Source organism: Calothrix sp. CCY 0018, from assembly GCF_963920925.1.
Lineage (GTDB): Bacteria > Cyanobacteriota > Cyanobacteriia > Cyanobacteriales > Nostocaceae > Rivularia.
Window position 1 is genome coordinate 84,328 of record NZ_CAWUDI010000029.1, and the last position, 12,065, is coordinate 96,392.

Here is a 12,065-nt window from a genome sequence, read left to right on the forward strand (position 1 = left end):
GCTTAAAATACATTAATCTACAAAACATCAGCAAAAGCTGGACGTAACTTTTTGTATACTAAAAAACCGACAACAAACACAACTACCGATACAGGAAAAGCTATCCCCAACTCGCCCCAATGCTTCACCTCCCCTGTCAAAACAAATTCGCGGTAAACCTCTACAATCGCCGCCAGTGGATTTAACCATAATACCCAGTTTCGCCAACTCTCCGGAATTGATGTAATCGGATAAACTATCGGCGTAACATAAAACCAAATATTTAGAATAACATTTAATGTTTGCGGAATATCCCGTAAAAATACGGTTAATCCTGCCACCAAGTAACCCAAACCAGCGGTAAGTAATAGCTGCGGTATCCAAACTAGAGGTAATAGCGCCAATGTTGTATGTAAAGTCCCCGAAGACACAGCCACAAAAAAAATCAGCAATATCAAACCAAACGAACTTTCGATAAAAGCTGACAAAATCGTCACTAAAGGCAGTAAAGTTAACGGAAATACAACTTTTTTGACTAAATTAGGCTGACCAATTACCGAACTAGCAGATTGAGTTAAACCAGTACTAAAAGCAATCCAGGGAAGCAATCCTGCAAATAGCCATAATCCGAACGATACATTTTCATTTGCGGGTAGACCTTTAAGACTCAACTTTACTTTTAATACTACGGAAAACACGTAAGTATAAATCAGTAATTGCGAGAGCGGATTAACTACAGACCATAAATTACCTAAAACAGAACCTTTATACCGTGCTTCCAAATCGCGTCTGACTAAAGTTCTCAACAAATCGAACTTCGTCCAAAGCCGATCGCTAATCGGTAGGATACGTCTTAACTTACTTCCAACACGGAAAAACAACTGCATTGTTGGCATAGACTTCCCATTCCTCACACGTTAATAATCAATTCGTAATTAGCCGCCAAAGTTTATTGATAACCTATTGATAGCCGTTAAAAACCTGAATCATTCTTCTTTGTAAGCAACTGTCTACAGGAAATATTCTTTTTAATCACGCTTTTAAAAGTTACTTATACTCATTGAAGGCAAACAAAATTTTTAAATAATCATACAACGAAATGGGTAATTGGTAATTGGTAATTGGTAATTGGGCATTGAGCATGGGGCATAGTTAATATTCTAAAATTTCTCCTTGTCCCCTTGTCCCCTTGTCTCCCCTCTCCCCATCTCCCCATCTCCCCATCTCCCATCTCCCCATCCCCCCATCTCCCATTACCTAATTCCCAGAAGTACCTTATTCAGCTAAACTTAGTCTTGGTTTACTGCATTTATTTCATTATTTATCATTCGGCATGGAATTAGGACAAAAAGTTAAGGTAGTTCGTTTACGCGATCGCTTATCTTCCAGAAATACATCTGGCAAGTTAGGACTCGTCGGTACCATCAAGGATTTTAAAATCACTGATGGTATGGGTGTTGGCTGCGTAGTTAAGTTTGATGACAATTCTTCCACTTGGTTTTTTGAAGATGAACTAAAAGTAGTGCAATAGATGGAAGCGTCTTAAAGAAATCTGCTGTTAACTTGAAGTTGATTATAAGAGCGGAAATTGGAATTTATAAAATGTCTCAGATATTGACTTTTTTGGGTGAAAGCAGCGCGGCTCGAACTAAGATTGCGATCGCGTCTGCTAAATCCCTGGCAAATCAAGGAAAGCGGGTTCTTTTAGCAAGTGGTGCAGAACCCGTTTTACCCGTTATGTTGGGGCACGATTTAGGCCCAGCTCCTCAAGAAATTGGTGCTAATTTACAAGCGGTACAGTTTCAATCTTCCGTGTTGTTGGAACGCAATTGGGAAGAAGTTAAGAAATTAGAAGCGCAATATCTCAAAACACCTATTCTCAAAGATGTATACGGGCAAGAGTTATCAATCTTACCTGGGATGGATGGCGCTTTGGCACTTAATGCTATCCGCGAATATTTTGAGAGCGGAAAATATGACGCTATTGTCTACAACGGTACGGGCGATTTAAACACCTTGCGGATGTTGGGAATGCCTGAATCTATCAGCTGGTACGTGCGTCGTTTCCGGCAATTGTTTGTCAATTCGGATTTGGGAAGGACAATTTCTGATTCACCTTTTATCCAACCGTTAATTTCCACTTTTCTCAACATCAACCCGATGGCAGATAACTTTGCTCAACCTACAAACCAAGCTACTAACATCTTGGATAAAGGTAAACAAGTTCTTGCCAATCCCCAGCAGTTTAGCGCTTTTTTAGTAACAACCCCAGACCCCATCGAAGTGGTAACTAGCCGTTATCTGTGGGGAAGTGCCCAACAGGTTGGTTTAACTATTGGTGGCGTTATTGTAATTTCTCCCGATGGTAATTCAAATCTCTCCGAAGACTTTGCTCCTTTACAAGTAACTAATATCCCAGATATTAAAGAAGGTAACTGGCAGCAATTAGTTGATGCTCTGCCTGATTTCACGGTACAGACACAACAAGCCCCCAGACCAATCGAAATTGATGTCAACGCCCGCCAGGTACGCTTATTCCTGCCAGGATTTGATAAAAAACAAGTCAAACTAACTCAATATGGGCCAGAAGTTACCATAGAAGCGGGAGATCAAAGAAGAAATATATTATTACCTCCAGCCCTCAGCGGTAAACCCGTAGCGGGTGCGAAATTTCAGAACCAATATTTGATAATTTCGTTTTAAAAATAATGGGGCATAGGGCATTGGGCATGGGGAGTTAGGAGTTAAGAGTTAGCAGTTAATAACTAAATTTCTCCCCCCTCTTCCCCCTCTCCCCCCTCTACTCCATACTCCCTACTCCCTACTCCCTACTTCCTACTCCCTACTTTCTACTCCCCCATCCCCAATATTAAAAAATGTCTGAATCAACTCAACCAAAATCAGAAGCTGCCAATCGCAGTGCCAAAACCAGACAGTTGCTAGGAATGAAGGGTGCAGCGTCTGGTGAAACTTCTATATGGAAGATTCGCTTGCAGTTAATGAAGCCGATTACCTGGATTCCCTTGATTTGGGGGGTTGTCTGTGGTGCGGCTTCTTCGGGTAACTACACCTGGAGTTTGGAAAATGTTCTCAAATCAGCAGCTTGTATGTTGCTTGCTGGCCCAATTTTGGCAGGTTATACCCAAACTTTAAACGAATATTACGATCGCGAAATTGATGCTGTTAACGAACCCTATCGTCCGATTCCTTCGGGTGCGATTCCTTTACCCCAGGTAATTACGCAAATCTGGGTATTATTGTTTGCCGGTTTGGGTTTGGCTTTTGCTTTGGATCAATGGGCGGGAAATGAGTTTCCGACTATTTCAGTAATTGCCGTACTAGGTGTTTTGATCGCCTATATTTATTCTGCACCACCCCTTAAGCTAAAACAAAACGGCTGGTTGGGTGGTTATGCCCTTGGTGCGAGCTACATTGCTTTTCCTTGGTGTACTGGCCACGCATTATTTGGCGAGTTGAACTGGCAAGTAGTAGTATTTACCGTTGTATATAGTTTGGCTGGCTTAGGAATTGCGATCGTCAATGACTTTAAGAGCGTAGAAGGTGACAAGCAATTTGGGCTGAAATCCTTACCAGTAGTCTTCGGAGTCAAAAAAGCAGCTTGGATTTGCGCCGGAATGATTGATATTTTCCAAGTTGCGATCGCGGCATATTTAATTTACCTGCATCAAAATTTGTACGCTGCCATACTACTTCTGCTAATAATTCCTCAAATCACATTGCAAGATATGTACTTCTTGCGCGACCCCTTAGAAAACGATGTAAAATATCAAGCTAGTGCCCAACCATTTCTAGTTTTAGGGATGTTAGTCGCGGGTATAGCACTCGGTCATTCCGGTGTTTAATCAATTACCAATGAACAATTATCAATTGTCAATCAATAATAAATGAAACAAGTTGATAGTTGATAATTTGTAACTGATAACTGATAACTGATAACTAATAACTGATAACTGATAACTGAAAATGATTTTTCAAATACTTTATTACTTAGTTAATGCGATTCAGCCTTTCTTGGTGCCCATTTGCTTTGTCTGTGCTTGGGGATTAGTTATCTTAGGAGGCTGGAGTATGTGGACTGCTGCACGAGATAGCGTCAAGACAGCACAGCAAATGCATCAAATTCCATGTTCTGGCTGTCAATATTTTACCGACAACTACCGTCTAAAATGCACGGTAAATCCTTCTATGGCTAACACCGAAGAAGCAATAGAATGTATGGATTATCAACCTAAAACAAATCCAATGTTTTATTAAGAGTGATAGTTGATAGTTGATAGTCGTTTTATTAACCACTAACTACTAACATTTAATGTTTGTTAAAAAACTGTTAGATTGTCCAGAGTTTATCGCGGGTGACAATACTATTTTACGAGAATTGCTTCACCCGGATAAACAACCTTTAGAATTACGCTATAGTTTTGCTCACGCGACACTACCAATTGGGAAAACTTCTCAGCCGCATTCTTTAACAACTTCAGAAGTTTACTACATTCTCACTGGTAAGGGAGAAATGCATATTGATGATGAAATTCAAATTGTGGAACCGGGTGATGCAGTGTACATTCCTCCCAATGCAAAACAATTTATTCACAGTTGTGGCAACGAACCATTAGTATTTATTTGCATCGTAGATCCAGCTTGGCGTAAAGAAGACGAAACGGTTTACGAATAGTTTTGAAATGAAAAAATATTACAAAACAATTGATTCTCGAATTCCAAAATTATTGGCTTTATCAGTAGGAATATTTTTTGTATTTTCTTGCACCAGTTACGCTCAACCCACACAAACAACAAAAAATTCTTGCGCTACACAATTCTCAAACAGTCAATGCGTTGATAATTTAAAACAAATCTTACCCGAATTAAAAAAATCTCAAGTCGTATATCTTGGAGAAACCCACGATAGTTCCCAAGATCATCAAAATCAATTAAAAATTATTCAAGAATTATCTAAAAATAATCCCAAAATTGCGATCGGGATGGAAATGTTTCAACGCCCCTTTCAAGAAGTTATTAATCAATATATTGCCGGGAAAATTACAGAAGCAGAGCTAGTTGAAAAAACCGAATATAAAAATCGTTGGGGCTTTGATTGGGAACTGTACGCCCCTATTTTAAGATTTGCAAAAGAAAAACAAATACCCGTTTTAGCTTTAAATACTTCTAGTGAAATTAGCCGTAAAGTTTCCAAAGAAGGAATAGAGAAACTCACGAATGCCGAAAAACAATTGATTCCGCCGATTACAGAAATTCGATTAGACAACATACCATACAGACAAATAGTATTGAAAGCATTTGAACAACATCAAAGTGCGGGGCATGGAAACAGCAACAGTGCAAATCGTTTTTTTCTCGCTCAGGTATTGTGGGATGAAACAATGGCTGATGGTATCGCTAAATTTATTAAAGCCAACCCCGACTATCAAATGGTTGTTTTAGCAGGGCAAGGACATATTGTATACGGTTACGGTATTCCAAGCCGTGTAGAAAGACGAATTCAAGATAGTAATAATACATTTACTCAGCGTTCGGTTTTATTAAGCGTTCCAGATATTACACCTGCGGAGAAAGATAAAAAAATTGCCGACTTTATATTAGAATAAATAAATTTTCAGCAAAATCATAATTTATTGAATCCATTGTGTAGTAGTTGTATATCCTTTTACATTTCTTCGCGACATCGAACTTTTTCACAGTCGCGTATTCCAAAATAACTACCCGAACCGCGCACAGTGCCCCTAATTTCTAATTATGGGGGTGTAGTGCTTTCGCGGAATTTATTCCCCGTGATACCCTAAAAAACAATTATCGATTTTTAATGAATAATGATAAAATATAGTTAGGGGGTAATTAAAAATGTTGTTACTGACTTACGAATTCAAGTTAAAGCCTGCCTTATATCAAATAGATTTATTTGAGGAATGGTTGGAAACTCACAGACGAGTTTATAACTATGCTTTATCTGAACGTAAGGACTGGTATAGATCCCGGTCTTGTCAGATTAACGCTTGTACTCTTCACAGTTGTTACATCATAAGAGCCGACGTGCCACGTCCAACGTTTGCTTCCCAATGCAAGTCTTTAACTGCTGCGAGAAAAAATAATGAGTATTTAGGTAAAGTTAATGCTCAATCCTTACAGCAAACGTTAAGAAGACTTGAGAAAGCTTTTGTGAGAATGTGGGAAAGGAATCATGGGTTCCCGCGATTTAAAAAGGTTGGGCGGATGCGGTCTTTCTCTTTCCCACAATTAGGTAAAAATCCGTTGCAAAATGGATTTATCAAATTGCCTGTAATTGGAAAAATAAAACTTAGACAATCCAGAGAAATTCCAGATGGGGGAGTTCTAAAACAAGCACGCATAGTAAAGCGTGTTTCTGGATGGTATGTAATGCTGACCGTTGAGTGGGATTGTAGCTACGCACAACCAATGCCACACGGCGAGGGAATAGGAATTGATGTAGGCTTGATTTCAATGGTTGCGGCTTCCAATGGACTTTTAATTAAGCGCCCAAGGTTTTTTCTTGACGCGGAAAGCAAGCTTAAATTGCTGCAACAACGTGTCAGTAGAAAGCGCAAAGGATCGAATAATTGGTTAAAAGCCCAAAAAAAGGTTGCCAAATTACATGAATACATTGCTAATTGTCGTAAAGACTGGCATAGGAAATTATCACATCAGTTATGTGATAACAACGGGATGATATTTGTAGAAGATTTGAACCTTGTGGGGTTATCTAGAGGGATGCTAGAAAAACATTGCTTAGATGCTGGGTTTGGTCAGTTTTTTAATATCTTGGAACAAATTTGTTTTAAGCGTGGTGTTTATTTTCAAAAAGTTGAAGCCCGAAAAACTTCTCAAATATGTCCTAATTGTCAGCATGAGACAGGTAAGAAAACCCTTTCTGAACGTGTACATAAATGTGATAATTGCGGCTATCAAACCGATAGAGATGTTGCAGCCGCTCAAGTAGTTCTGATTCGAGGACTTGCAGCCGTAGGGCATACGGTCAAGATGCTTAGTGAGGGCAAGTACATTGGTATCCCTGCGATCTAAGAATCCCCTTCAATTTATTGATGGAAAGTGTCAAAAAAGCACAATGAATGTAAAATTTAAGTTTTCCAAGCGTCAGCAAGTAGCCTTAGATAAAGCATTATGGAAAATTAACTCACCAAATACTGCTAAAAATAGACTTGTTGCGAATCAAATGAAATGGCTGTTGTTACGTGCATTTGTAATTTACAAGCGTCGTCATTATTTGTCACCAGCTATATTAAACAAATATCAAAAAGATTTACAGCAACGTTTGCAAGCTTATTGCGAGTTACAGCCTCAAAAAAATATTGAAATTCCTTATTATCTATTTAGCTTTTGGGATGAGGTATTCAAACCAATTAATAATATTAACGAACAACAAAATATCCAGACGAAACCAGTCTTTGAAACTAATAACAGTGCTATACAAACACAAAGCGTTAAATTCAAGCTTTCTCAATACCAGAAACTTTGGGTAGCGTTGCTTAAAAGTGGGATAGATATCACCAACCAAAGTTTTCAAATTACTCAATTAAAGAAAACTCTAGGTTGTATTAGCATAATTCCGATCAAAATTGGTAACGAGTATATTCAAGTTAGAGGTGTTTGCATCCACTATCACGACTTATATCATCTTGAAGTAGCCCAATTAGAACGCATTCAAATGGGGAAATACATGGTAAGTGGGGTGCATGGGCTTAAAGTATCAGTTTTTCACGATTCCCTAAAACCCCAAGAATATGATGGTTTCTTAGATGAAGCCCGGATTGCGATTCACGAGGGATTAACTCGCCCTACAGCTTTCAGCATTATTAAAGCACTTTGCTGGTTGATATTATTAATGCTTCAAGGAATAAATGCTTTTGCAGTTGTAATTCGCCATATCAAAAGCATGAAGAAAAAGCAAAAAGAATTTTGCAACAATTATATAAGTTCTAATACAGTAGAATATTCCGTTTGAAAACTCTTAGATAAAAGGATTTGAACAAAAATAGGACTTACGCAAAGCCCCCCAATTCATCGGGGGGTTGGGGGGATCTTAATGTCTGGAACACTATATTTTTCGTTTTCATCCGGAGGGTGTGGATCATCGCTGCGTAAGTCTTAAAAAATGAAATATGCATCTATATTAAGAAACCCGGCTTTTTTGAAAAACCGGGTTTCTGTTTAACTAATTCTTCAAGAATACTAAATCAATTAATCATCGACTTAACTTTGAAACCAATCATTTCATCATATTATTATCTAAATCCGGAGTAGTTCTTTCAGCAGTATCTCCATACATTTCGCCAAAATCTTTTACTGCTTCAGCAGATTCCTTACCAATTCTCTTAACTCTTTCAAGAGGAGCATCTTCCGTTTGACGAGCTTCTTTATTCCATTCTCCTATAGTTTTAGGTCTGTCAGAACTGTCGCGATCGACTAATTGATCGACTCTATCAGTTACAGCTTTGCTATTATCCACACGAGCAACGTTTGTAGTTAATAGCAAAAATCCAGCTAAGACGACAGCTAAAAAACGCTTAACCTGAAACTGTTTAAATACAGAACCAATACCAGCAGACGCACTCTTAACTATATTTTTCATCAAAAAAACTCCGTTAGTTCATTTTCAATACTTTTTGCTGTTTCAGCACATCTAAAGGCTTGCTTTAAGTACAGATAGGTGCTTGGAAATTTGCTCAAAATCCAACTCAATACTGCTCGATGAAAGCACACTTTTAAACTGTGAGCTTAACCGCGTAGTATTAAAATCCAACTTATTTCAAACCAAATTAGTTGTTCTGAACACAAATCAAGATTACCTATAAATCATCTAATTATCCCTCTAACAGAAGTTATAGTTTGTTTGCACTTAAGATAGATTTTCTGTTGGATGCTAAATATTTAGATTATATTTTTAGTTTCAATCCCGGCGGAGGGATTATAGAAGGTTTCAACTTATTTGAAATGCCAGTGGCATTTTGAATTATCTCGTTTCAATCCCTAATAGGGATTAGATAAGGTTTCAACTGTGGTTGGGGTCGATGGGGTAGGGGCAGTTGATGCGGTCTCAATCCCTAATAGGGATTAGATAAGGTTTCAACTTGCACTGCGAATATTGCCTGTTTCATTATTACGATTTCAATCCCTAATAGGGATTAGATAAGGTTTCAACAATTTCAATATTATTATCTTTACTCATGATTTCCCGTTTCAATCCCTAATAGGGATTAGATAAGGTTTCAACAATTCGGCGATATCGGAATCACTTAGTTCTTCTTGTTTCAATCCCTAATAGGGATTAGATAAGGTTTCAACTTTGCTTATATTGCTAAGAAATTATTCCAGCAAAGGTTTCAATCCCTAATAGGGATTAGATAAGGTTTCAACAAACTTGTCAAATCCCAACGCCAAAAAGATAGTCGTTTCAATCCCTAATAGGGATTAGATAAGGTTTCAACTGAAGATTCTTATATCGTTCGTCCTTGGGCAATAGGTTTCAATCCCTAATAGGGATTAGATAAGGTTTCAACTTAGCTTCTGGTGGTACAAAGTTTAGAAATGCGTTTCAATCCCTAATAGGGATTAGATAAGGTTTCAACATTCGGGGTGGTGCCGATGTCTAAAAGTCTAGTGTTTCAATCCCTAATAGGGATTAGATAAGGTTTCAACTACTAGAGTAGCGTTCTCTTAGAATATTTAAGTTTCAATCCCTAATAGGGATTAGATAAGGTTTCAACTGATAATCGTGGCAATAATCTGCACTCATTCCTCGTTTCAATCCCTAATAGGGATTAGATAAGGTTTCAACCTTCTCGGTAATGTAGTCATCAAGTTTTTCCTTGTTTCAATCCCTAATAGGGATTAGATAAGGTTTCAACATTTAATTTAGACGTTGAAAATCTCAAGAAACGTCGTTTCAATCCCTAATAGGGATTAGATAAGGTTTCAACCTTTGAGAATATTTACTGGAGTCTGGATTACTCCTGTTTCAATCCCTAATAGGGATTAGATAAGGTTTCAACTTGGGTTCTACCAACAAGAAAAGTTTATGCCTGCGGTTTCAATCCCTAATAGGGATTAGATAAGGTTTCAACCATTATGATTCAGTTCAAAAGCATTTTGATAGTAGTTTCAATCCCTAATAGGGATTAGATAAGGTTTCAACTCGGCTGAAGCTTGTACTGCCATCGAATTTAGGTTTTTGTTTCAATCCCTAATAGGGATTAGATAAGGTTTCAACAACAGTTGAAAAAAGAAAATGTGACGCTATCTAGTTTCAATCCCTAATAGGGATTAGATAAGGTTTCAACTATCAATTGCTAACGTAGTCATAGCTTGATTGTCTCGTTTCAATCCCTAATAGGGATTAGATAAGGTTTCAACTACGAAAAGATAAAGAGTTCATTTGTGTGTATAAGTTTCAATCCCTAATAGGGATTAGATAAGGTTTCAACTCCCTTCTTTTCTTCTTAATAGTACATTCAGAGTTTCAATCCCTAATAGGGATTAGATAAGGTTTCAACATTGTATAATCTACACGTTATTAATGAGGTTAATGTTTCAATCCCTAATAGGGATTAGATAAGGTTTCAACTTTTCTTATTGCCAAGTCGCCACAAATATTTAAGTTTCAATCCCTAATAGGGATTAGATAAGGTTTCAACGAGTCTTTTAGTCTTGGTGCTGAAGCATTCCACGTTTCAATCCCTAATAGGGATTAGATAAGGTTTCAACGGCTGCAAGCAGATCGCAACTCCGATTGTCAGTGTTTCAATCCCTAATAGGGATTAGATAAGGTTTCAACCCTACAAAGACGTAAATAATCTTTTAGCTGAAGAAGGTTTCAATCCCTAATAGGGATTAGATAAGGTTTCAACTCAAATATCCTTAAATCAAAACCTTGCCGATATTACCGGTTTCAATCCCTAATAGGGATTAGATAAGGTTTCAACGGCTTAAATCCTTTTTTAGATAGAATACTTGCAGTTTCAATCCCTAATAGGGATTAGATAAGGTTTCAACCTCACTGCGTCTTTCCTTGTCACACTTACAATATGTTTCAATCCCTAATAGGGATTAGATAAGGTTTCAACAAAGCCCAAAGCTGAAACGCTGCACAAATCCAAGGTTTCAATCCCTAATAGGGATTAGATAAGGTTTCAACGCACGATTCTAGAACGCTTTCTATATATAGTTTTCAAGGTTCGGTTGCGCGGATGACTTAATATTAGCATAGAAAGACGAGATTGAGAAGGGATAAAATCGCTGAAACCCAGTCTGGATAAGGTGCGCGGATGGTTAGTTGCAAAAACTAGCTTCAAAGCATTGTCCTATCTAGGATTCAGCCGTTTTTTTTCAAACCTATTTTTCAAGACCTACCCATCCGCGCAAATACTTTACCACCACTTCAACTGTAAATAACCACGTTCAGATAGAGCAATTTCTTTTTCACCGATCCATTCTTCAACGGGTTTGTAAGTACCGAAAACATGGTCCCACCAATCTACAGCTAAACCAAAATTATGCTCCCACATTCCGTATTTATGATGTACGTAATGTACTGGCATTTTCATCCAGAAGCATTTGGTAGGATTCTCATGCTGTAATTGATGAGCATATGCTGAAAAAGCTGCATAAGTTAAACTTCCCAACAGCCATCCGAAACCAGCATCCCAAGAAAAGAAAAACATTACCGGCAAGACAACCAAGCTACCAACTACATAATCGCGAAATTCCCAGACTACACCTTGTCCTTCATTACGACGATGATGATCGCGATGACGTTCGCCAATCTTGCGGTTAACGTGCATCAAACGATGCAGCCAGTATTCTACCAAACTCGCCAGTATGAAGGCAATTAGGAAACAAATTATTGCTGTTGAAGCACTCAATAACACGGGATTCATATAAGCTTTTGAAGAAATATCTCTCTCGTAATTTATCGTAACAATTAATCGGCATGATAATTGCATACAACATTACTATGATGAGACGTTAGATTACTTCGAGAGGTTGCATTTTTACAGTGAACAGTTACCTGTTAGCAG

At 38.0% G+C, this 12,065-nt stretch carries 11 protein-coding genes and 1 CRISPR repeat array; of the genes, 8 read left to right on the forward strand and 3 right to left on the reverse strand.

What is annotated here, in order from left to right; all coding sequences use genetic code 11:
* Positions 1-17: 17 nt before the first annotated feature.
* On the reverse strand, positions 18-866 hold the full coding sequence (locus tag ACM03V_RS20900) for an ABC transporter permease (protein WP_414622745.1): 849 nt from the start codon (positions 864-866) through the stop codon (positions 18-20).
* A 446-nt stretch (positions 867-1,312) separates the two neighbouring features.
* Between ACM03V_RS20900 and ACM03V_RS20905 the strand changes: the two genes are divergently transcribed.
* The 8 genes from ACM03V_RS20905 to ACM03V_RS20940 all read left to right on the forward strand — a co-directional run bounded on the left by ACM03V_RS20905 (position 1,313) and on the right by ACM03V_RS20940 (position 7,993).
* Positions 1,313-1,510, forward strand: a complete 198-nt coding sequence (locus ACM03V_RS20905; RefSeq protein ID WP_414622721.1) for a DUF2862 domain-containing protein — start codon at positions 1,313-1,315, stop codon at positions 1,508-1,510.
* 71 nt (positions 1,511-1,581) lie between these two features.
* A complete protein-coding gene (locus ACM03V_RS20910) occupies positions 1,582-2,682 on the forward strand; it encodes an ArsA family ATPase (protein ID WP_414622722.1) in 1,101 nt (366 codons plus the stop codon).
* A 173-nt stretch (positions 2,683-2,855) separates the two neighbouring features.
* Positions 2,856-3,842, forward strand: coding sequence for a chlorophyll synthase ChlG (gene chlG, locus ACM03V_RS20915; RefSeq protein WP_414622723.1), 987 nt, complete (start codon positions 2,856-2,858; stop codon positions 3,840-3,842).
* Between the two features lie 121 nt (positions 3,843-3,963).
* Complete coding sequence (locus tag ACM03V_RS20920; protein WP_414622724.1) at positions 3,964-4,254, forward strand: hypothetical protein; 291 nt, start codon at positions 3,964-3,966, stop codon at positions 4,252-4,254.
* Positions 4,255-4,309: 55 nt separating this feature from the next.
* Positions 4,310-4,672 carry a cupin domain-containing protein gene (locus ACM03V_RS20925; RefSeq protein ID WP_414622725.1) on the forward strand — a complete coding sequence of 121 codons (363 nt, stop codon included), beginning with the start codon at positions 4,310-4,312 and terminating at the stop codon, positions 4,670-4,672.
* 7 nt (positions 4,673-4,679) lie between these two features.
* Positions 4,680-5,603, forward strand: coding sequence for a ChaN family lipoprotein (locus tag ACM03V_RS20930; protein ID WP_414622726.1), 924 nt, complete (start codon positions 4,680-4,682; stop codon positions 5,601-5,603).
* A 253-nt stretch (positions 5,604-5,856) separates the two neighbouring features.
* Positions 5,857-7,053, forward strand: coding sequence for an RNA-guided endonuclease InsQ/TnpB family protein (locus ACM03V_RS20935; protein ID WP_414622727.1), 1,197 nt, complete (start codon positions 5,857-5,859; stop codon positions 7,051-7,053).
* Between the two features lie 43 nt (positions 7,054-7,096).
* Entirely contained in the window at positions 7,097-7,993 is an 897-nt protein-coding gene (locus tag ACM03V_RS20940) for a hypothetical protein (RefSeq protein WP_414622728.1), read from the forward strand.
* A 264-nt stretch (positions 7,994-8,257) separates the two neighbouring features.
* Here the strand turns inward: ACM03V_RS20940 and ACM03V_RS20945 are convergent, their stop codons facing one another.
* Entirely contained in the window at positions 8,258-8,620 is a 363-nt protein-coding gene (locus ACM03V_RS20945) for a hypothetical protein (RefSeq protein WP_414622729.1), read from the reverse strand.
* A gap of 388 nt (positions 8,621-9,008) precedes the next feature.
* A CRISPR array of direct repeats spans positions 9,009-11,182; the repeat unit is 37 nt; unit sequence GTTTCAATCCCTAATAGGGATTAGATAAGGTTTCAAC.
* 232 nt (positions 11,183-11,414) lie between these two features.
* Entirely contained in the window at positions 11,415-11,924 is a 510-nt protein-coding gene (locus ACM03V_RS20950) for a sterol desaturase family protein (RefSeq protein WP_414622746.1), read from the reverse strand.
* Between the last annotated feature and the right edge of the window lie 141 nt (positions 11,925-12,065).